Origin of the sequence: Pauljensenia sp. UMB0895 (genome assembly GCF_030218905.1) — a bacterium.
GTDB classification, from domain to species: Bacteria; Actinomycetota; Actinomycetes; order Actinomycetales; family Actinomycetaceae; genus Pauljensenia; species Pauljensenia turicensis_A.
In genome coordinates this window covers 17850-40113 of the sequence record NZ_JASOQR010000012.1, presented here as the reverse complement: position 1 = coordinate 40113, position 22264 = coordinate 17850, and the positions used below count along the sequence as shown (strand labels likewise).

The window sequence follows — 22264 nt, the reverse complement described above, 5'->3', positions numbered from 1 at the left end:
CTGTACAGCTAGCGGAAGTCTCGCAAGCGTACGAGGTGCGGATGCTAGTTATCGAGAAGGTCCACCAGGTCGGACATATCGAGCCTGGATAAGAGCTCGCCACCCTCACCATTTCCTACGCTTTCGACGACTGTTGATACGAGTTCGCGTTTGCGTTCTTGGAGTGCGACGACTTTGTTTTCGATGGTGTCAGCGCCGACCAGTCTGTACACGTTGACTTTCTTTGTTTGGCCGATTCTGTGGGCGCGGTCGACGGCTTGTGCTTCAGCTGCAGGATTCCACCAGGGGTCCATCATGTACACGTAGTCTGCTTCCGTGAGCGTCAGACCGGTGCCTCCCGCTTTCAGAGAGATGAGGAATACGGGGACTTCTCCGGATCTGAAGCGTTCGATGACTTCGTCTCGGCGGGTTGTAGATCCGTCGAGTTGGACTGTGGCGATTCCACGTCGTTCTAAGTAGTCACGAATGCGCGTAAGGAACGTTGTGAATTGGCTGAAGACCAGAGCTTGGTGTCCGCTTGGGATGATTTGTTCAAGTTGAGTGGCGAGGTACTCGATTTTTGCCGAGCCGATGTGTCCGCATGTTGCGTCGACAAGACCGGGATCCAATGCGAGTTGGCGCAAACGTGTCAGCGCCGCGAGGATATCGATTTTTGCACTCGGATCGTCGGTCAGCGAGAGTATTTTTGCGCGCTCTGCCATGAGGTGTTGATCGTAGATACGTCGGTGCTCCGTGCCGAGGTCAATGGGGATAACGGATTCGATCTTGTCGGGCAGGTCAGTGGCAACTTCTTCTTTGGTTCTACGCATCATGTTGGGACTAAGAAGAGAGTGAAGACGGTTCAATGCCGTGACGTCGTGATCGTTTTCGATGGGGCGACGAATTTTGTCGTTAAAAAGGGACCATTTGGGAAGTAGTCCGGGCATTGCGAGGGCCATGATCGACCAGAGGTCGCCAAGAGAGTTTTCTACCGGGGTTCCGCTGACCGCAAAAGTCCAGTTTCTTTCTATTCCTCGCAGCACACGGTGAATGGCGGTCCGCGGATTCTTCACATTTTGTGCTTCATCGAGAATAAGGCCGTTAAAAGGAATCTGTTTCCATTCTTCGTCGTCGATGCGCACGATTGTGTATGAGGTGATAACGATGTCTGCGCCTTCGATTTCGCTGGCGAGGCTCCTTTCGCGCCTCTTCCCCGTTGTATTGATCGTGCGCACGTTGAGATCTGGGAAGAATCGTTGAGCTTCTTTTTCCCAGGTACTTAAAACCGATGTTGGCGCGACGACAAGCGTGGGCAGATCGCGTTTGAAAGATGATGCGACGTCAGATTCTTCGTTTTCTTCACATACTGACGCATCTTTGAGGGAGGCAAGAGCAGTTAAAAGCTGAAGGGTTTTACCGAGCCCCATATCGTCTGCCAAGATGCCACCTGTTTGGCTACAGGCTCGAGCGATCAGCCAGTGCGCTCCGTCAACTTGATACGGGCGCAAGGCGGCGCCCACGGGGTTCCGGAGTGGAATATCTGCGCCGGCGTGACGCAGGTGTTCAAGACGGGCTTCCCACTGCTGGGAGTCGACAGTCGTATCCGTCAGGCAGTCGAGTTCTTCCCAGAGGCCAAGATGTGCGGGTACGAGGCGTGGCTCATCATCAAAAGAAAGGGTTCGTGCTTCTTCGAGAAGTGCTGTGATGGATTCAATTGTTTCTTTGTCGATGCTGACCCAGTGTCCGTCAACGTAGAGATAGTGTTCCGAGTGGGCGATTGCCTCGAGAACATCACTGAATGGAACCGGATATCCGCCGACGTCGAGTCTGACGTCAAGGTCGAACCAGTCATTGTGCGCTTCGCTTGGCGTGACGCGGATCGATGAATGGAGCGGGATTTCATCAATCATGAACGTCAGTACTGCGTCGTTGATCTCCCATGCAAGACGCGAGTCATTCAGCTGATCGATCACATCTTTTCGAAATTGCGGGATAGTCCACGCGGGGAGTCGGAGGTTTTTGAATTCTCCGTCCCACAAAGAAGCGGGCACGTGCTGTCGCGCAAGAGTTTTCAGGGAAGCGACGATCGGTCGAACGGCTTCTAAATCCATGACCTGCTGAAGTCGGACTCGCGAGGGGGAACCTGAATAGTCGTATTCCGCCCACCAGGTGAGGGTGAATTCTTTTCCTTCGACAAGGTCGCATTGTCCAATAATGCGCACTGTTGCTTCTTCACCAAGATCGACTGACGAGTCAATTGAAGAGACTTCGAAACGACGTTTGAGATGCGGGATATACGCGGTCGTCAGTTCGGCGATCTGGTCGGCGGGCACACAGATCGGTCCTCGTTCGAATAGGTTCATGAGTTCTTGCCCACCAACACGGGCTACCCGTGTGCCACCGTCCAAGATGAGCAGGCGGGTCGCGGTATCAATTCGGGGTTTGAGGATACGTTTATCCCCGTCAAAGGCCATCATCTGCAGGAGTAGTTCATCCCCCTGCAGGCTAAGGTCGCAGCCCAAATCCCACGATGATCGATCGAAATGTATGGGCGTCAGTGGATCAAGGCTGGAATAGAGTTCGATTCCTTGGTTGATCAGTCTGAGTAGCCACGGTGCAGCATCCATTCCGAGCATCTGAAGACTAATTTCATTTCGTGCTGCGCGACCATCATCCACTTTTGCAAGACGATAGCCTTCTCTGATTAACCCGAGCTGAGAACGCGATAATCCATCTGAAACTGAAGCCCACTGCGTCGACACCAGATCCGGCCACGTTGCTCGCTTCTTTGTCCATTGAATGCGATTGCCGGGGCGTAGTGGGTGCATCCAATACGGGCGCTCTGGGTCGCGAGTATCAATCAATAGCGCGATTGGCTCTCCGCTTGAATCCCCAGCATGAGTGAAGGAGCGGAGACGCGTTTTCCAAACTGGTTCGTCTTCCGTTGTGAGTTCGTTGATTTGGCGTCGTAATTCAAGGAACAGAGCAACCGAATGCTGACAGTTTTTCCCTTCAATACATGCGCAGGTCAGAACAGGTTGCCCTCCGTTGAGTCCAACCCAGGTTTTGAGACGAAGCCCCGTTGAAGCCACACGTCCGCTAAAAACTCCGTCGTCACCGATCTCAACATCGGTGACTTTGTTTCCTTCACACAGTGCACTCGCGCGCGCCCAAGCAGCATAGCCGACTTGATTGCGAATGATTGCTTCGTCGAACTCAGCGACGCGACGAAGTTCTTCGGGTGAAATGCGCATTCTGTCAGTTTATCTTTCACCGTCAGATTCTGCTGAGAAAGCCTCTTCTATCCACCAGTGTTTGTCTGTATAAATCAGAAGGAGATCGCTTCCTTGATCGGTGATGACGCGAAGGTATGCTCGCGCGGGCGATGAATCATCCCGCCAGTTGCCACGGATTATCCAAGGACCGTGCGAGATACGAATGCTTTGCGGAGCTGATAGGTCAACAATTCCGCGATAATCCATGCACGACTGAGCATCCCGCTTATTTTTTGGAACAGATATCCAAGCTGGTTCTTCACTCAGTTTCCCGCATTGAGCAACATGTACAGGTGAGGAAGAAGAGTCGTTCAGATGCACCGGGAGCCGAACGGATAGTAGGGGCTGAGGGCTCATATCGATTGTCCCGTCCCACTCCCCTGCCCCAGGTGTTAAAAAGCTGGGAGTATTCCAGGGAATAAAAGCAATGCGTTCACGCGGATCCCAACCACCTTGACGGTGAATACTGACAACACCGTTCACACCAAGAAGAGATTGCACCCTGTCAATGGAACGTTCGACGTCATCAGAATTTGAATTCCCTCCTCAGAGTGGACCGCTTACCCGCGGTTGGTAGGGAGCGAGTGCGGTCAGAGTAATGGTGAGCGGAGCATGGGAGTCCGCTTCACTCATAGGTAAGAGATTGACCCACCCCTGCAGTTGATAGCGAATCTTGTCAAGGACACGCGATTCGTCTAAAAATTGCCTAGGCCCGACCAGGTTCGTTCGCGACCGCATTGATTCGGCCCTTTAATCGAGACGTTTAAAGCATCTGCCACCAACCCATTAGCGTAAAGTTTTTGCGATAGTTGCCCGATAGCTCACCGAAGCGGAAAAGAAGAGTATCGACGTTGTTATCAGAGGTTTCGCATTCAACAGTGACGCTTCGGTCCGGCTACGCAGATTCCATGGGCGGGACGAAAACATCGTGCCCTTCGCTGAGTTTCCAGTAGATATCAGCATTGCTTCCAAAACGGGCATATATCTGGCCCTTACCTAAATCTTTGAGCTGCCCACAGGTGTGCACCCCCAAAGTGGCAAGCAATTCAATGTCTTGAGCTGCCTGCTCTTTCTCTTTACCGTCAAGAAGTTCCAGAATGTAACGAACGGGAATTGAGGCAAGAAATGAGGGCATTTCTTGATCGGTCACGATTCTTTGGGTTCGCGCCGCATATGTTGCAGCAAATACTCCCTGCGCGACCCCGACGAAGGCTTCGACACCAACCTGTTGTGCAACAGCATCAACGATGGCAGTTGCGGCTGCTTCTTCGCTTCCGTGCCGACGCGTAGCGGGAGTAGCCCACGCCCAACTGAAGCCCGGACGCATACACATCACTTTGGCCATAACTGACTCGAAGGCTTCGATAACAGCGTCAAAACTTCTACCTTCACGCTCTTGATCCCGAGGCACGATGATGAGCTCTGGGCACAGATACCGTGCCGTTTCAATACGCATGCCGTGGCGCACACCATGTTTGCGCGCACTAAAAGAAACGACATCAATTTTTCCGCGATGCCCCACTGCTCCTGGAGCACCCGGAGGAAGATCAATGACCAACGAGCTCACAGGCCAGTTAGGAATCCATAGAGCAATGAACCTCATGAGGCCCTCCTTGGTTCTTTGATAGCGAGATTCCACGGTCGCGAAATACCGACCCAATGTTCGTAGATAAAAAGAGTCCTGCGCTTTGCTCGAAATCGACTTCCACCCCCTTATTTAGAACGTCTGTTCTATACAGTAGGTGCGACCATGTACAAATCAGATTGCAATAGTCCATGTTCTTTCGGCTACCCGTCGCACCAACAATGGTGGCAAGATAAACGAGTGCTTCACATCATCTTCTTCGAACCCGAAATTCCTGGAAATTCAGGCGCAGCAATCCGCCTCTCTGCATGCACCGGATCAATGCTCCATCTGGTCGAACCGCTGGGATTCGATATGTCCGACACAAAACTCAAGCGCGCAGGCTTGGATTACCACGATCTCGCGCACGTGAAAGTACACCCAAACCTTGATGATGCACTTGCGGAAGTTCCCGGACGCATCTGGGCATTCACAGGACGAGCCTCAACAATGTACGCCGACGTTTCCTATCAGGACGGCGATGGACTCCTCTTCGGCCGAGAATCCGTCGGCCTTTCCGAAGAAGCAATGAATCACCCCCGCGTCGAAGATCGCGTCCGCATTCACATGCAACCGGGACTCCGCTCTCTCAACCTCGCCAATTCAGCATCGATTGTTCTGTACGAAGCATGGCGCCAACTCGGTTTCCCAGGTGGAATCTAAACCGACCCCACACTATATTCCGCTTCACACAGCACAATCGGCCTCGTCCCCCGCACATTGGGGCGAGGCCGAAATTTTCACCACCGCCATTTTTACGAACGAGGCCGCTCAAGGCGCTCAGCTAACTCCACAATCCGGCGCGGATTCGACCTCCACATCCACCCCACACCAATCATGGAAATAATGAGTGGCAGATAGTAAAAGTCCGCACCCCACCGGCTCCACGCCGAACGAGCCACAATCAGATCGGGCACATCAAAGCCTGCAATACCGATAATGATCGGCGCCGCAATGCTAATACCGATGCTGTAGCCGGCAATAATGCGCATTCTCCTGCCATTGTGCGTCAAGCCCGCCGCACCAACGAAATACACGATTCCCGCAATCAACGCGACAATTTGAGGACCCCACGGGAGGGCGTTCTGATGATGGAACAGATCAACGATCGCTGTCACGAACACCCAAGCCCCAAGCGCCCAGAACATAGCCATAACAAGACGACCAAGGCCAAGCGCTCGCGGGCGCCTATCTTTCACACTCTTGCCATTGCCGGAAACGTCGGCGCCCTCCAAAAGCTGCGGGGATTCATTCATAGGTTGATCATACGTTGCGCCCACCATCATCCTCACTTCGCACGAATGTTCGGTGTGGCCGGTTCCACCTCATCTCATCCGTCTGCGCGCGGACATCATTGCCCGCAAGTGGGACAATAGGCCTAGATGGTTCACAATACTGTTAGCAGAAAACACGACGTAAGGAGTCTCAGACGTGAGCGAACCAGAATACGACATCGTCGTACTGGGCGCCGGATCCGGTGGATACGCCACCGCTTTACGTGCTTCCCAACTGGGAATGAAAGCTGCCTTGATCGATGGAGACAAGGTTGGTGGCACCTGCCTCCACCGCGGTTACATCCCCACGAAGGCTTCTCTGCACGCAGCTCAAACCGCTGACGCTGCCTGCGAATCCGAAACATTCGCCATTCGTTCCACCTTCGAAGGCATCGACATGGCGATAGCCGGTACCTACCGCGATTCAGTCATCACCAAGCTTGACAAGGGCCTTCAGGGGCTGTTGTCCTCGCACAACGTCAAGGTCGTCAAGGGCTGGGGTCGCCTGACTGGTGCCAACACCCTCACCGTTGACGGACGCGACATCACCGCCCGCTACAGAACCGTCGAATACAACCTTGCGGGCAACAGAAAGTCTAATATCCTGAATACCCAAGGCTTCATCAAGCTCGTGAGCGTTGAAGATGGACCGATCGTCGGTTTCCACGGAAATGGCTCTCGCCGGTAAACCCCTGCACGCCCACAACTAGCACACCCGTCTTTCAAGGAGAACATCCATGGCAACCGCAGTAACAATGCCCGCCCTAGGCGAATCCGTCACTGAAGGCACCGTCACCACCTGGCTGAAGAACGTCGGTGACACGATCGCAGCTGACGAACCCATCGTCGAGGTCTCGACCGACAAGGTCGACTCCGAAGTTCCATCCCCCGTGGCGGGTGTGCTGCTCGAGATCCTCGTCCCCGAGGACGAAACCGTCGAGGTCGGCACTACGATCGCAATGATCGGTGACGCATCCGAGGCCACTTCCGCTCCAGCACCTGTAGCCGAAGCTCCCACAGCGCCAGCACCCGTTGCCGAAGCGCCTGTAGCTCCTGCGCCTGCATCACCCATCGCTTCTGCTCCCGCTTCCGGCACCGAGGTCCTCATGCCCGCCCTAGGCGAGTCCGTGACCGAAGGTACCGTCACCACGTGGCTGAAGTCCGTTGGCGACGCCGTTGAAGCTGACGAGCCTCTGCTCGAGGTTTCCACCGACAAGGTCGACTCCGAAGTTCCATCCCCCGCAGCCGGTTTCCTCGCTGAAATCCGCGTCGAGGAAGACCAGACCGTTTCAGTTGGCACCGTTGTCGCCGTCATTTCGTCTGAGGCTCCGGGCGCAGCTCCTGCAGCTCCTGTAGCTCCGGCAGCAGCCACTCCGGCTCCGGTTGCCCCGGCAATGCCTGTTGCTCCTGCAGCCCCGACTCCGGTCCCGGCAACCCTCGATCAACTGAGCAATGCTGTTGAAACCGCCGCCCCGACCGGAACCCCGGTCGCATCGCAGACTCCGGCAGCAGTGGCAAACACCGGCTACGTAACCCCGATCGTTCGCAAGCTTGCTCGCGAGGCCAACATTGATCTTGCAACGATCACCGGCACCGGCGTTGGTGGCCGTATCCGTCGCGAAGACATCGAGAATGCTGTTGCAGCCCGCGAAGCTGCCAAGGCTCCTGTTGCCCCGGCACCCGTAGCTTCGGCTCCGACTGCTTCAGCTCCGGTTGCACAGAAGCGTGAACCGTCACCACTACGTGGCACGACCGAGAAGATGTCGCGTCTGCGTCTCACGATCGCTCGTCGCATGATGGAGTCCCTGCAGAACTCTGCTCAGCTGACGACCGTGGTCGAGGTTGACGTCACCAAGGTTGCAGCTCTGCGTGCACGCTCGAAGGATGCCTTCATCGCCAAGCACAACACCAAGCTGACCTTCCTGCCCTTCTTCGTGAAGGCCGCAACCGAGGCTCTTCAGTTCCACCCGAAGATCAACGCAACCATTGATGACAACAAGGTCACCTACTTCGACCATGAGCACATCGGTATTGCAGTTGATACCCCGCGTGGCCTGCTGGTTCCGGTGATCAAGGATGCGGGCACCAAGGACATCCCGGGTATCGCAGCTTCGATCAACGATCTTGCCGCTCGTACCCGCGACGCCAAGGTTGGTCCGGAAGAACTCACCGGTTCCACCTTCACGATCACGAACACCGGTTCCGGTGGCGCACTGTTCGATACTCCGGTTCTGAACTCGCCCGAGACCGCAATCATGGGTGTTGGCACGATCGTGAAGCGTCCGATGGTTGTCAAGGCAGCCGACGGTTCCGAGTCCGTTGCGATCCGCTCGATGGTGTACTTGTCGCTGTCGTACGATCACCGCCTGGTTGACGGTGGCGACGCGGCTCGTTACCTCATGGAGGTCAAGAAGCGCCTTGAAGAAGCAAACTTCGACGCTGACCTTGCTCTCTGAGTAGAACCAATCTGGCAAAGTAATCTGCCGATCTGACGTTCAGGCACCCCCAGTTCGTGCCGGGAAACCGGTGGGAACTGGGGGTTTACCAGATCCGCCTAAGGGTCTTGCTGAGCGGTTCGTGAAACTCGTCCCGTCAGACGCATAAAAGTCATCACTACGTCTTGCGAGCTACTAGCAGGAAGAGTCACACACTTTGCCCCTTCGCAGCGTTGGTATTCACTTTGTGTCACCGTTGCTTCGATTGTGAGCTCCGTGTCCGAACAGTATGGTTGGTTGACCACGTGCGATTCGGATTCCAGATGTTTAACGAACGCATCAAAGCGGCGAAGGGTTGCAATCTTTTCAGCTTCGGCTCGAAGAGCATCCCCTTCCATAAAATTGTCCAGGTCAGCGATATTACGATCCATCACTGCTTGATCTCGCGCATGCATAAAAGTGGAGACGATGTCGTTCGCCTGGCTGACGTCGGGGCAGCCATCGATTGCGAAGTCGTCGATCGAAGCAACCTGATTGCGACCAAATGGTTGGATTCCTTGTCCCAGGTCCATTCCCTTCATCGGATCTGCCGGCTTAGTTTCTTCTTGAGTCTCTCCCGATTGCCTATTTTCACTCAGTGGCGCAGATTGCGTGGCATCTGGATGTCGAGATCGTTCAATACCCCCACTCGAGGGCACCGACTGCGCCTTAATTCCGCCCGTTGAGAAGGACGCGTTTGATAGTGTGGGCGGCCTCGTCATTCCATAGATGACGCTAAGGAGAACGATGATGATCCCCGCCAGCGCACCGCGTCGCCGCCCCTGAGTCGCTGGCAATCCCCGTGGATGTTTATCGAGAAGGTGTTCCTTTCGCCACGTGACTACATCGTTCATCTGAGACGGATTATCACAGCGTGAGTCAACTGTCTGTTGTAGCGGGCGTTGCTCGACGCGCGTGGGGTTAAGTCCGAGTGGATCAATATTCAATGCGCATGCGATGGCTTCAACTCCGGCATCGTCACTGCGCTGGTCCTTTGTTGCAGACAGAGAAAAACCGGGGGTTCCTTCACCGGCCTGCGCGGGAATGGCAATATCAATCAGCGTCGCGTGAAAATCACTGCTGATAACAATGTTTGATGGCGCAATATCGGTATGGATAATTCCCCTATCATGTAGCGCACAAACGCCAGCACGCACATCGGCGACGATACGTCGGCGCTGGTTGTCGTTCAGTTGCTGACCGCTATCGAGTAGCGCCTGCAAGGTTCGCCCGGCGTACCGACGCTGAGAAAGACTCACGCGACCATCCGGCTGGGACGATATTTCCACCAGCTCTGCCACATTCGGGTGCACGAGGCCACGCCATGCAATCCAACGCTGCATCTGATCACGCGCGATATCAGAGCTATATACGCTGATCAACAGTGCTTCATTGTCACGAGTGACCTCCCACAGCGGACCGTTGGAGGTCATAAATGCAATCGTTCCAAGGCGATCTGAATGCATAGTCATAGCCGCATTGTGCGGTCCAGATTTCTTGAAAGCGACCGGCCTTGCCTAAGCTTGTGGATAACTGCGATCCCATGCATTGGAATATCGCCATTACAGGTAGAATAGGTTCGCTATGAGTGAGAACACTGCCCCCAAGAAGCGTCGCTGGTACCACAACCTCGCGGACGCATACCGTATTACAAAGCGCTCCTATCCGTGGATCGGATGGGCACTTGCCGGAGCATGGATCCTAACGATCTGTCTTGCACTGGCGATCGCCGCCCTGATGCACGCGAACTACATTGTCTGGACAATTCTGGGCGTTTTGGTAGGTAGCACGATCGCGATGTCACTGCTGTCGTTCTTGGTGCGTCGTGCTCTATACGATCAGATCGATGGCACTGTCGGCTCTGTCTACGCTGTTTTGTCGCAGATCAAGTCCGGTTGGATCATTCCCGAACAGCCGATTAACGTCACGCGCGAGCAGGATGTTATCTGGCGAATTATCGGTCGCGCCGGTGTTGTTCTTATTTCCGAAGGTCCTTCCAGCCACGTTCAGCCACTTCTTTCAGCTGAGCGTAAGAAGGTTCAACGCGTTGTGAAGAACGTTCCTGTTCACGTTATCCAGACTGGCCACGATGAAGGCCAGCTGGAACTTGCGAAGCTGCAGGGCAAGTTGCGTGGTTTCAAGAAGATTCTGACGAAGGAAGAGGTTCCTGCCGTTTCGAATCGTTTGAATGCGTTGCAGTCCAATGCTCTGCCGATTCCCAAGGGAATTGATCCGATGAAGGCTCGCCCGAACCGCAGGGCGATGCGCGGCCGCTGAGAGTTTCGACTCAAATACCGAGACACCCCTATGCATAATATGCATAGGGGTGCATACTTATATGCGTAGAGAGAAAATCTCCGAAAGGTACTCCCATGCGCAAGCTTCCTGCAGCACTCCTCCTGACTGCTACCGCATCGATGGCACTCGCCGCATGCTCCGACCCGTCAACCTCTTCGACTTCTCAGTCCGCTGAGGGGGCAGTATCGGCCACCGCGATTGAATCATTCGACATCTCGTCGATCGAAACCGTCGATGAAATCGCCGCTCTGGTCCCCGTCGCAGTCAAGGAACGAAATATCCTGCGTAACGGCACATCCGCTGACTACGCCCCCGCCGAGTTCCGCGCTGAAGACGGTCAGACCCCCGTTGGCTACGACATTGATATCGTCAAGGCTCTGGCAAAGGTGATGGGTCTTGAAGAAGGCACCACGACTCACGCAGAGTTTCCGACCATCATCCCGGGTCTCGGTTCCAAGTTTGATATCGGCGCTTCTTCCTTCACCATCACCGAAGAGCGTCTTGCTCAGACCAACATGATCTCCTACGTCGAGGTCGGCTCCGCATACGCTGTCGCTCAAGGCAACCCGAAGAACTTCGATCCCGCCAACGCTTGCGGCACCACAATCGGCGTTCAGAACGGCACGTACCAGCAGGAATACGCTGAGCATCTGTCCGAAGAATGCGTTGCTGGTGGCAACGAAGCAATCAAGATTATGCCCCTCGACCTTCAGACCGACATTGCAACCAAGGTCATCGGCGGCCAGTACGACGCCACTCTGGCTGACTCCACCGTAATCGGCTACACGGTTGAACTCTCCGGTGGCAAGCTCGACCAGGTTGGTGACATCATCGAGGCCGAGCCTCAGGGTATTGCTGTCGCCAAGAACGACACTGAACTGGCCAACGCAATCCAAAAGGCCATGCAGTACCTAATGGATAACGGCTACCTGACCAAGATTCTCGCAGCCTACGGCGCCGAGGATGCCGGTCTCACCACGGCCGAACTGAACCCCGGCCTCTGATTTGAACTCAACGTATGGGGCTCGCACCATATGGCGCGAGCCCCATACTGAGCAAGGTAAACATATGGCACACGTTAAAGACGGCATCACCCTCATTGATGCAAAACCGGTACCGCGACCCGGACGGTGGATCAGCGCAGTGATCGTTGCGATCTTTGCGCTGCTCCTCGCCACGGGTTTCATTACCAATGACAACTACCAGTGGGATGTCGTTGGCAAATGGCTTTTCTCGAAGACGATCGTTTCAGGCGTTGTATACACGTTGATTCTGACTGTCATCGCGATGACAATTGGCACGATCCTCGCCATCACGTTTGCGATTATGCGCCAGTCGATTAACCCGGTTCTGCGCTGGGTTGCCACAGCCTATATTTGGTTCTTTAGAGGTACCCCGATCTACACGCAGTTGATCTTCTGGTCACTGCTACCCACGCTGTACCCGCAGATTGAGCTTGGCATTCCGTTTGCTCCACCGTTCGTTTCCTTCGACACGGCAACGTACTTCACACCGTTCTGGATGGCGTTCATCGGTCTGGGACTCAACGAAGGCGCTTACCTTGCTGAGATTATTCGCGCCGGCTTACTGTCTGTTGATAAGGGTCAGTGGGAGGCTGCCACCGCTCTTGGTATGCCTCGTTCGATGATTTTCCGTCGCATTATTTTGCCCCAGGCGATGCGCGTGATTGTCCCGCCGATCGGCAACGAAACGATTTCCATGTTGAAGACGACATCGCTTGTTTCGGCGATTCCGTTCACGTTGGAACTGACGTTCGTTGCATCGACAAAGGGCCAGTCCCTGTTCCAGCCGGTTCCGCTGTTGATTGCGGCTGCTCTTTGGTACCTGTTCATCACGAGCATTTTGATGTGGATCCAGGCACACATTGAACGTTACTTCGGTAAGGGCTTTGATCGTCGCGATAACGCGACCGCTTCAACCTCGACTCAATTCTTGGATGTGACACCGTGAAATCTTCAACTCCTATGGTGAGCGTCAAAGGCGTCCACAAGTTCTTTGGTGACCTTCACGTGCTCAAGGGCATTGATCTTGAGATCGCGTCCGGCGAGGTGTGCGTAATTCTGGGTCCGTCGGGTTCAGGGAAGTCGACGTTGCTCCGTTGCCTGAATCAGCTCGAAGAGATTAGTGCTGGTGAAGTGAGCGTTGATGGCGAGCTTCTCGGATACCGCAGGGACGATGCTGGCCAGTTGCACGAGCTGGCTGACAAGGTCATCGCCGCCCAGCGTTCGCGCATTGGCATGGTATTCCAGCGTTTCAACCTGTTCCCGCATAAGACTGCGTTGGAAAACGTCATGGAAGCACCGATCCATGTTGCGAAGGTGGATAAGGCAACGGCGAAACAGCGTGCGCTTGAACTGCTTGAACGCGTCGGATTGTCGGATCGTGCGGATCACTATCCCTCGGAGCTTTCCGGTGGTCAACAGCAGCGTGTGGCGATTGCTCGCGCTCTGGCGATGGATCCGGAGATCATGCTTTTCGACGAACCAACATCGGCGCTTGACCCCGAACTGGTGGGCGAAGTTCTGCAGGTCATGAAGGATCTTGCACAGTCGGGCATGACGATGGCTGTAGTTACGCACGAAATTGGTTTCGCACGTGAGGTCGCTGACACGGTTGTCTTCATGGATGAGGGAGTTATCGTCGAGGCTGGTAGCCCCGCTGACGTGATCGACAATCCGCAAGAACAGCGAACAAAGGAATTCTTCTCGAAGGTGCTCTGACGCGGTGTACGAGGCTCCTGCTTCACACACGATCCTGAGATGGGTGTGGGCCCAGCGAAATCGCTGGGCCCACACCCATATGTGCTACGCAGGGCAGTCAGCCAGCGCGTAGCAATGTCAGATCAGGTGAGGGTGACGAGATCAAGGTAAGAGTCATCCCAGAGATCCTCGTCCCCATCCGGGAGTAACAGAACACGATCGGGATTCAACGCGGTGACAGCGCCCGGGTCGTGTGTCACCAGAACGACCGCACCTTCATACGTGTCGAGTGCATTCAAGACCTCTTCGCGGGACGCAGGGTCGAGGTTATTCGTCGGCTCGTCAAGGAGAAGGACATTCGCGCCGGAAACAACGAGTGTTGCCAGAGCGAGACGGGTCTTCTCACCACCGGATAAAACGGACGTCGGCTTGTCTGCATCGTCACCCGAGAAGAGGAACTGACCAAGGACGTTGCGGACGTGAGTATCGTCAAGGTTCGGCGCAGCATCAACCATGTTCTGGAAAACAGTCTTGGAATTATCCAAGGTTTCATGTTCCTGCGCGTAGTAGCCGAGTTTCAACCCGTGCCCCGCAACAATCGCGCCACAATCAGGTTCACTGATGCCACCGAGGATTCGTAGCAGGGTGGTCTTACCGGCACCGTTTAAACCGAGGACAACAACCTTTGCTCCCTTATCGATTGCAAGATCAACACCGGTAAACACTTCCAACGATCCAAAGGACTTCGACAGGCCTTCGCCAGTCAGCGGGACTCGGCCACATGGAAGAGGCTCTGGAAAACGTAGACGCGCCACCTTTTCCTGAACTTCCTCGCTACCCGCCTGAGCAAAAAGCTCTTCAGCGCGTCGTAGCATCTGTTGAGCTGCCACTGCCTTTGTGGCCTTCGCACGCATTTTTTCGCCCTGGGCCTTCAGCTGTTCAGCCTTCTTCAAAGCGGTTGCGCGTTCCTTGCGACGACGGCGTTCGTCTTCTTCGCGTTGCTTCAGGTAGGCATCCCAGCCCAGGTGATAGATATCGACCTCGGCACGGTTCGCATCCAAGTAGAAGACCTGGTTGACGGTCTCCCCCAGCAACTTTACGTCGTGGGAAATCATCATGACGCCACCGGGGAATGTCTTGATCCAGTCACGCAACCACATGATCGAATCGTGATCCAAGTGGTTTGTGGGCTCGTCAAGGAGAAGCACGTCAGCTCCGGAGAATAGGACGCGTGCGAGTTCAACACGTCGGCGCTGACCGCCAGATAGAGTGTCGAGGCTCTGTTCAAGGACACGATCTTCGAGGCCCAGTGAGTGGGCAATCTGTGCCGCTTCAGCGTTCGCGGCCCAGCCGCCCTCGTTCGTGAATGCCTGATCGAGTCGCACGTAGCGCTCCATCGCTTTCACTTGGCGATTGCCCTCAGTCGTTGACATCTCGTGTTCGGCTTTACGGATCTTTGCGATGATCTGGTCGATTCCACGCACCGAGATAATGCGTTCGCGAGCAGTGAGGGACTGATCACCGATGTGAGTGTCCTGAGCGAGGTACCCGATCTTTCCGTTGTTCGTAATCGTGCCGGAGTACTCAGCAGCACCATGATCTGATTCGCCGGCAAGAAGACGCATGGTCGTCGTCTTTCCCGCACCATTGCGACCGACAAGACCGATACGCATTCCCTTATCGATCCTGAAGGACACGTTCTTCACAAGGTCTCTTGGCCCAATGCTGAGGGAGAAGTCTTGTACGTTGATCACCCGACAATTTTAGTGGTTGTGGGCAGGTACACCCTACTCAAATAAGGTGATACGCCCTACGGGCAGGCACAATTGAAGGCGTACATCTGAAACAGAGGTAGGGGTATTTCATTGACTTCGCCAGAAGAATCAGCACGCACACCAAAGATCTTCGACATTATTGCCGTGATGTTTGTGGCTTTCCTTCTCATTTCGAATATTGCGGGCACCAAGGTCACGGCGCTTGATGCGGGACCGATCCATCTTGTTTTCGACGGTGGAGCAATCCTTTTCCCGCTGACCTATGTTCTGGGCGATGTCTTGTCCGAGGTCTACGGTTTCCGTCGTGCTCGTCGCGTCATCGTCCTCGGATTCGTCGCATCAGTACTGGCCTCACTCACCTTCCTCCTTGTTCAGGTCGCACCGGTTGGCCCCGGCTACGATAATCAGGCTGCGTTCGAAGCGGTCCTTGGATTCGTGCCTCGTATCGTGGCCGCCTCGATCATCGGCTACCTAGCAGGCCAACTGATCAACGCGCTGGTCCTCGTGAAAATTCGCGAACGCTGGGGTGCGGATCACCTGTGGGCACGCCTCGTCGGTTCCACCGTCGTCGGCGAGCTTTTCGACACCGTCCTCTTCTGCACGATCGCCTTCATCGGTGTCATTCCAGGGGCCGAATTCGCAAATTACATCATCACCGGATACGTCTACAAGGTGGGCGTTGAAATCGTCCTCCTGCCCATTACTTACCGTGTCATTGCCTTCGTCCGTAATCGCGAAGGTCTAACGTCGAACGAGGTTCTTGCCGCATGAGTGAACAATGGCTTGCTGCTCCCCCATCCGATGAACGCCCTCTGGGGGCTAAACCCGGTTCACCGGACCGTGGCTTCGATGTGGGGTCGCGTCTGGAAAGTGGACGCGGTCTCGGGCGTACTGGAATCCTGCACACCGCCCACGGCGATATTCGCACCCCCGCGTTCATTCCCGTCGGAACGAAAGCGAATGTAAAAGCGCTCGTCCCCGAGATGGTCGCGGACTTGGGTGCCCAGGCGGTACTCGCGAACGCTTACCACCTGTATTTACAGCCCGGCTCTGACCTCGTTGACGAGGCCGGCGGACTCGGCGAATTCATGAACTGGCCAGGACCCACCTACACGGACTCCGGCGGCTTCCAGGTTCTTTCGCTGGGTGCTGGTTTCAAGAAGGTGCTCTCCCAAGAGTTTTCCGGTGCAGCCGACCCGAACGACCCGAAGCTCCACATGCAGGCCGTGAAAGCATCCACTGCAGTCGTGGACGATGACGGTGTCGTGTTCAGCTCGCACATCGACGGTACGAAGCACCGCTTCACCGCTGAAGTATCGATGAACATTCAGCATCAGTTGGGCTCAGACATCATGTTTGCTTTCGATGAGCTGACCAGCCTGCTCCACCCGCGTTCCTACCAGGAAACGTCGCTGGAGCGCACGCATCAGTGGGCGAGGCGCTGCCTGCGCGAACACGCACGCCTGACCAAAGTGCGTGCAAACAAGCCGTATCAGCAGCTCTGGGGCGTCATCCAGGGCGCTCAGTACGAGGATCTGCGTAGGCTCGCAGCCCGCACAATGAACGATATGGATGAAGACGGCACGCGTTTCGATGGTTTCGGAATCGGTGGTGCCCTAGAGAAGGAAAACCTCGGCACGATTGTGTCGTGGGTCAGCGAAGAACTCGACGAGGATCGTCCGCGTCACCTGCTGGGTATATCCGAACCTGACGATTTCTTCCGAGGTGTTGAGGCGGGCGCCGATACGTTTGACTGCGTGAATCCATCGCGCGTTGCCCGTAACGCTGCCATCTACTCCCCCAATGGGCGTTTCAACATTACGAATGCTCGATTCAAGAGGGATTTCAACCCGATGGTCGAAGGTTGTGGCTGCTACACGTGCACGCACTACAGTGCCGCCTACGTTCATCACCTGTTCAAGGCACACGAAATCCTTGCCTCTACCCTGGCTACGATCCACAACGAGTGGTTCACCGTCCGACTGGTTGATGCGATTCGTGATTCCATCGACAACGGTAACTTTGAAGTCTTCCGCGCAGATATGTTGGGTAAATACGCAGGGGGGGTCAACGAGGGTGGTGCACTCATGAGTTTCAACGAACAAGTACGGTCGGATTCTGGTCGTCTCAGGTCCCGTGGTGGGCGCTGAGTAGCCGATATCGGTGCGATCCATTGGTTTGGTGTTGGACGCAGTCTGAACCGAGCAACTGAGTGCCCGCCAGACCGTCTGATCCCCTTCCTCAGTGCACCAAAGCCGGTACTCATACGTGAGTGCCGGCTTCATGCTTCCTCAACTAGACGTTCCTCGTGAAGAACTCTTCAAGGGAGCTCCCTTCGGAGCGGATCGTTGATGGGCTTCCGACGCCGACAATCCGACCGCGGTCAAGAAGCACGATCTGATCTGCGCCATCGATCAGGTCAAGACGATGCGTTACTTCGATGATCGTCATATCCAAGGTGTCAAGGTTGTGACGAATCCGGGCTTCCAACTCAGAGTTCAGCTGTGCGGTTGCTTCATCGAGGATCAGAATCTTCGGGTTCATCACCAGTGCGCGTGCAAGACTAAGACGCTGGACTTGGCCACCGGACAGAGCGCTACCTCCCTGAGCGACGCGCGTATGAAGCCCCTGTGGCATCGCTCGTACTTCATCAGCAACGCATGCACATTCAAGAGCACGCCAAACCTGTTCATCACTGGCGTTCGGCGCACCCAGAGCGACATTGTCGCGAATAGTCGTGTTGAGCAATTGGTTCTTCTGCGAAACAGCGACCACGCTGTGTCTCAAACTATCCAAAGTGAACGTTGAAACATCGATGCCGTCGATCAGAACGCGCCCCGAATCGGGGTTGTCGTAGCGTAACACCATTGTCATTACCGTTGATTTTCCAGACCCTGATGGTCCAGCCAATACAACGTGTCCGCCACTTTTGACCGAAATAGTGACATCTTTCAGAGCAGGGGCGCTCACTGACGGGTATGTGTAAGTAACGTTCTCGAAAGTGAGCGTCGGAGCATGGTCAAGGGTGAGTTCCTCATCGCCGTCATCCACATTCGCGGGCGCATGGCATATTTCCCAGAGACGGCGCGCAGCAGAAAGTGAATGATCCAGATATCCGGTCGCATCTTCAACGCCACGAGGCCCTTCAAAAAGACGTAGCGTTCCAGCGGTCAGAATCGCGACGATGACGGGAGAATAGCCGGCATTCATTGCTGACCAGGCGATTGCGAGAGTACTGATAAGTGTGAGTGCAGCATTCAACGCGCGACGCAACGCATTAGCGCGTTTGGCAACACTCGCCGACGATGAGATACGAAAGCCGATAGCGTCCATCTCTTCAAGGCGTTCATTCACACGCCCATATCCCACTACCTCTTCAGCGCCAAAGACAGAATCCGTGACGTGCTGAGCCAGGTGCCGGCGAAGTTCAAGTGTGTGTTTGGTTGCCTCGAGTGAGCTCCTTGCCCCCAGGAACGGGACAACCGCAAGAGCAATCAGGAGGCACAGTGCCGGAACAGCGACGATCTGCCATCCCCAAACAATGCCAGCACCGATAAGAAATACGGGCGGAACGATAATGGCTGAAACGACCGGCGCGAACGTGTGAGCATACACGACTTCAATCCGGTCAACGTCGCGCGTCAGTGACGCTAGGACATCGCCACTCTTCGAACGCAACACAATCCCGGGGGCCTTTGGCCACAGTCGCGAAAACACCATCGTGCGCAGTAGTTCCAGCGCCTTGAAAGCGACGTAATGACCGGTGAATTGCTCGCAGTAGTAGGCGCTAGCTTTGATCAGGGCAACAACGACTAGCCAGAACAGGATCGTGGCACATTTTCCATTTCCCGCCACCACTGCGACGAGTCCCCCTGCCCCCAGGGCAAAGAGCACAATATCCATTGACAGATTGACGAGGCGGAAAAGGGTGCTGACATAGAGGGGCTTGTGGACGTCTCGCGTATGCGAAGTCAGCCATTTCACCAGCTGAAGAACGCTCGGCTGTGATTCCATCAGAGAACCTCCTGGCCAATTGTGTGTTCGTTTGCATTCACGCGGTGCAGTTCCCCTTGGCGCATCTCATACACTAAGTCAGCAAGTGCAAGCAGAGCCTTACGGTGTGTCACCACCACAATCGTCCACTCTCGTCCAAGTTCAGAAATCGCTCGAATAATCTTCTTCTCGGATTCAATATCAACCTGAGACGTGGGCTCATCGAGAAGCAGAATTGTGCGTCCGGATAAAAGAGCCCGAGCAATCGAGATTCGTTGCGCTTGCCCACCAGAGATCAGCCCACCCTGCTCTCCAATCTGGGTATGAAGGCCTTCGGGCATCCGCTCAATCTCATCAGCTACCTGCGCTTGTTTCAAGGCCTGCCACATCTCTTCTTCGCTGGCATGGGGGCGTGCAAGACGTAAGTTGTCAGCGATCGAACCGGTGAAAAGCCAGGTTGATTGCGCAACCGAGGCGCTTAAAGCGTGCGCCTGATCGATCGACAGAGATGCCAAAGAGTTGCCCGAAACAGCAACGGAGCCGGACTGGGGTCTCAAGTCACCGCGTAGCAGGCGAAGAAGAGTAGTCTTGCCCCCGCCCGAACGACCGATGATTGCCACGCGATGACCAGCTGGGACCTTCAAAGAGACCTCGTGCAACACTTCACCGCGACCATAGTCGTAGGAAACAGCATCAACACTGATCGATCCGTCGTTCGCGATCGAATCGTGGCTGACGACATGGGAGGCGCGGTCATGGGTCGCTTTGTAACGCCCGATTGCTTTCTGCGATGCAATACCGCCCATTCCGATGTAGAAGAAGCCGGCGACCTGCACCAAGGGTTCGACGAGCAGTACGGTCAGAAGCATCGTTGCGATCGCTTGTCCGAGGTCGACAGCACCCGCATTAAATCGTGCGATTGTCAGTGCAGTCGTGGCACAGATCAGGATCAGCGAGAACAACCCGTCTAGAACAATGATGACGATCTGGTTTCCTGCCAGCAATTTCATGATTGCGCTTCGGTTTTTCTCGCCCTGAACGCGCAGATCCTCTTCAATTCGTGGGCCAGCCCCGAACAGACGAATAGTGATGAGATTTCGGATCGCATCAAGATAACGGCCAGCCAGTTGGCCTCGTTGCTTTCGCGAATCCGATGAACGCTGACGGAAAAGCTTCTGGAAGCCACCAAGCAGCAAAGGAATCAGCGGGCAAAGCATCATGATTCCCAGCCCCAGAACCCAGTCAAAAGCAACGGCGACAAATCCGAGAGTGAGGAACGGCGCCACAATCGTCGCGATCGTCGGGCCCAAGTAGACCTGGCGAAATTCAGTGACACGTTCCGTATTGTCGGTTGCCAGCTGAACAACATGCGCTTGATCAGATGCTTCTTCACTGGTTGAGCTGAACACACGCATCAGAAGATCGCGACGAATACGTTTTTCTTCCGCACGGGCGACCTTGCCACCATATACGATTTCAACGCCGGCGAAGGTCGCAACGAAAAGACAGGCGATGATCGGAATAAGAAGCGAAATAGTACGACCGCCAGTCGCATAGTTCCCAATTTGGATTCCAAGCCACACAAGGACGACTCCGAACGCAATCAGATATCCCAATCGCAAGGCGGCGACAATAATCGAATCACGGCGTCCACGGTCGGTGATGACCGAGTTTTTTATCTGTTTCATTTCATCAATCCGATATGAGGCTCAGGAAATAACGACTGAACGGCTGTTATTCTCCGACGACGACCATGACCGAGTGCGGGGCAAGAGCAACGTGCCCCGTGCACGTATTACCACTGATGACATCTAATCCATGAACGTTGGAGAGTTCTGCCATCGTGCTACCGTGATTCACAATAAACGTCATGTGAGCGCGTTGGACGACTTCGATACCGCGCGGGAATTGTAGGTTCATTGGCCGGATACGCGCATGAACGCTGATGAGTCTGAGCAGTGTTGCTCGGGTGAATGCATCAAGATCAGCGCCGACAAGCCACACGTTTCCGCCCGCTTCCCCGTGCGCGTTTGCGACGGCACGTTTGGTGATGATCGGGTGACCATCAAGCTCACTGAGTGGATCATCAACGCTCGCTAACGTGGTGGTCGAGTCACCCGGGGTGAAGACACGTGCCCAGTTTGCTGCGCGCAATGCTGGCCGAGGCTCATTCATCAGTTGACGTGTTCGTTCAAGGCTCGGATCAGTCGCGGTAAGTTTCAGGGGAGCAGTCGAAGTCTTCAGATGCGTTCCGGCATGCTTGAGTGATGGTTCTGTGAGGCGACCGGTGAGGTGCCACGTTGCATCATTGGCTTCGTCGAGCCTCTGAAGGTGAGACTCCCCCTCGAACTGAACTCCGGCGGTCTTCGCGAAAGCGGAATCTGAAGGTTGCGTGGTTGAAGGAGCAATAAGGAGAACCTGGTTGCCGCTTTCTGCTAGGTGCTCGATTGCGCTGTGAGGCAAGGTGTTCGTCTGATTCGCGTCGATGATGATAAGAGATTCGAAGATCGCCTGGTCGATATCGGTGAGCATGCGAACGCCGTACCCTTGCTCCCATGCGGTTCTCTGCCACGTAGAAAAATTCGTGAAGGCTGGGCGTCTGTCGTATGAGTCAGAGTCAACCAGAATCGCGATTTGAGTTGTGGGCGGGACATCATCGACAGCGGACAGGTAGTCAACCAGATGTGACAGGGGTTCTTCCTCAATGTCGATGCTGGAACGAACAGCTGAAGAAGTCGCTCCCGATGCAAACATCCGAACAATGTCAAAAGTGCGGGCGACTAATGTGGTATTGGCTCCCATTCGTCGCCTCCCCTGTTGATTCATACAGTCACGCTTTAATCGACTTAACT

Annotated in this window: 17 protein-coding genes and 1 pseudogene; 9 read left to right on the top strand and 9 right to left on the bottom strand. The window is 55.0% G+C overall.

Annotated elements, in window-relative coordinates:
- Positions 1-44: 44 nt before the first annotated feature.
- The 3 genes from QP503_RS04705 to QP503_RS04695 form a co-directional block, all read right to left on the bottom strand.
- Positions 45-3233 carry a DEAD/DEAH box helicase gene (locus tag QP503_RS04705; RefSeq protein WP_103633725.1) on the bottom strand — a complete coding sequence of 1063 codons (3189 nt, stop codon included), beginning with the start codon at positions 3231-3233 and terminating at the stop codon, positions 45-47.
- A gap of 9 nt (positions 3234-3242) precedes the next feature.
- A complete protein-coding gene (locus QP503_RS04700; RefSeq protein WP_141089667.1) occupies positions 3243-3755 on the bottom strand; it encodes a hypothetical protein in 513 nt (170 codons plus the stop codon).
- Between the two features lie 394 nt (positions 3756-4149).
- The gene (locus QP503_RS04695; RefSeq protein ID WP_103633723.1) at positions 4150-4857 is read right to left on the bottom strand and encodes a DNA polymerase Y family protein; all 708 of its coding nucleotides are present in this window, start codon (positions 4855-4857) and stop codon (positions 4150-4152) included.
- Between the two features lie 222 nt (positions 4858-5079).
- On the opposite strand from QP503_RS04695, the gene QP503_RS04690 reads away from it, so the two are divergent.
- On the top strand, positions 5080-5541 hold the full coding sequence (locus tag QP503_RS04690; RefSeq protein WP_101628207.1) for a tRNA (cytidine(34)-2'-O)-methyltransferase: 462 nt from the start codon (positions 5080-5082) through the stop codon (positions 5539-5541).
- A gap of 92 nt (positions 5542-5633) precedes the next feature.
- Here QP503_RS04690 and QP503_RS04685 read toward each other — a convergent pair whose 3' ends face one another.
- Entirely contained in the window at positions 5634-6134 is a 501-nt protein-coding gene (locus tag QP503_RS04685; RefSeq protein WP_179370395.1) for a hypothetical protein, read from the bottom strand.
- A gap of 175 nt (positions 6135-6309) precedes the next feature.
- Here QP503_RS04685 and QP503_RS04680 point away from each other — a divergent pair.
- Positions 6310-6708: pseudogene (locus QP503_RS04680) on the top strand (FAD-dependent oxidoreductase); the annotation flags it as partial.
- Positions 6709-6889: 181 nt separating this feature from the next.
- A complete protein-coding gene (sucB, locus tag QP503_RS04675) occupies positions 6890-8608 on the top strand; it encodes a 2-oxoglutarate dehydrogenase, E2 component, dihydrolipoamide succinyltransferase (protein WP_103633720.1) in 1719 nt (572 codons plus the stop codon).
- A gap of 98 nt (positions 8609-8706) precedes the next feature.
- Here the strand turns inward: sucB and QP503_RS04670 are convergent, their stop codons facing one another.
- Positions 8707-10098, bottom strand: coding sequence for a protein kinase domain-containing protein (locus tag QP503_RS04670; protein ID WP_103633719.1), 1392 nt, complete (start codon positions 10096-10098; stop codon positions 8707-8709).
- A 112-nt stretch (positions 10099-10210) separates the two neighbouring features.
- On the opposite strand from QP503_RS04670, the gene QP503_RS04665 reads away from it, so the two are divergent.
- From QP503_RS04665 to QP503_RS04650, 4 genes are all read left to right on the top strand, one after another.
- Positions 10211-10903 (top strand): DUF4191 domain-containing protein, encoded by a 693-nt coding sequence (locus QP503_RS04665; protein ID WP_103633718.1) that lies wholly within the window; start codon positions 10211-10213, stop codon positions 10901-10903.
- Between the two features lie 95 nt (positions 10904-10998).
- Positions 10999-11928, top strand: coding sequence for an ABC transporter substrate-binding protein (locus QP503_RS04660; protein WP_103633717.1), 930 nt, complete (start codon positions 10999-11001; stop codon positions 11926-11928).
- Between the two features lie 64 nt (positions 11929-11992).
- The gene (locus QP503_RS04655; RefSeq protein WP_006680959.1) at positions 11993-12895 is read left to right on the top strand and encodes an amino acid ABC transporter permease; all 903 of its coding nucleotides are present in this window, start codon (positions 11993-11995) and stop codon (positions 12893-12895) included.
- Positions 12896-12909: 14 nt separating this feature from the next.
- Positions 12910-13665: an amino acid ABC transporter ATP-binding protein gene (locus QP503_RS04650; RefSeq protein WP_040318535.1), complete on the top strand. Its 756-nt coding sequence runs from the start codon at positions 12910-12912 to the stop codon at positions 13663-13665.
- 122 nt (positions 13666-13787) lie between these two features.
- Here the strand turns inward: QP503_RS04650 and QP503_RS04645 are convergent, their stop codons facing one another.
- Positions 13788-15398 (bottom strand): ABC-F family ATP-binding cassette domain-containing protein, encoded by a 1611-nt coding sequence (locus QP503_RS04645; RefSeq protein WP_103633716.1) that lies wholly within the window; start codon positions 15396-15398, stop codon positions 13788-13790.
- A gap of 168 nt (positions 15399-15566) precedes the next feature.
- On the opposite strand from QP503_RS04645, the gene QP503_RS04640 reads away from it, so the two are divergent.
- Positions 15567-16190 carry a queuosine precursor transporter gene (locus tag QP503_RS04640; RefSeq protein ID WP_103633762.1) on the top strand — a complete coding sequence of 208 codons (624 nt, stop codon included), beginning with the start codon at positions 15567-15569 and terminating at the stop codon, positions 16188-16190.
- Positions 16187-17569 carry a tRNA guanosine(34) transglycosylase Tgt gene (tgt, locus tag QP503_RS04635; RefSeq protein WP_285069723.1) on the top strand — a complete coding sequence of 461 codons (1383 nt, stop codon included), beginning with the start codon at positions 16187-16189 and terminating at the stop codon, positions 17567-17569. Before QP503_RS04640 ends, tgt begins: the two co-directional genes overlap by 4 nt.
- A gap of 145 nt (positions 17570-17714) precedes the next feature.
- Here tgt and QP503_RS04630 read toward each other — a convergent pair whose 3' ends face one another.
- The 3 genes from QP503_RS04630 to QP503_RS04620 are packed head-to-tail and all read right to left on the bottom strand — an operon-like array spanning position 17715 to position 22214.
- Entirely contained in the window at positions 17715-19433 is a 1719-nt protein-coding gene (locus tag QP503_RS04630) for an amino acid ABC transporter ATP-binding/permease protein (protein ID WP_006680954.1), read from the bottom strand.
- Entirely contained in the window at positions 19433-21100 is a 1668-nt protein-coding gene (locus QP503_RS04625; protein ID WP_103633715.1) for an ABC transporter ATP-binding protein/permease, read from the bottom strand. The genes QP503_RS04630 and QP503_RS04625 overlap by 1 nt, the downstream gene beginning before the upstream one ends.
- A gap of 46 nt (positions 21101-21146) precedes the next feature.
- The gene (locus QP503_RS04620) at positions 21147-22214 is read right to left on the bottom strand and encodes a hypothetical protein (protein WP_103633714.1); all 1068 of its coding nucleotides are present in this window, start codon (positions 22212-22214) and stop codon (positions 21147-21149) included.
- Positions 22215-22264: the final 50 nt, after the last annotated feature.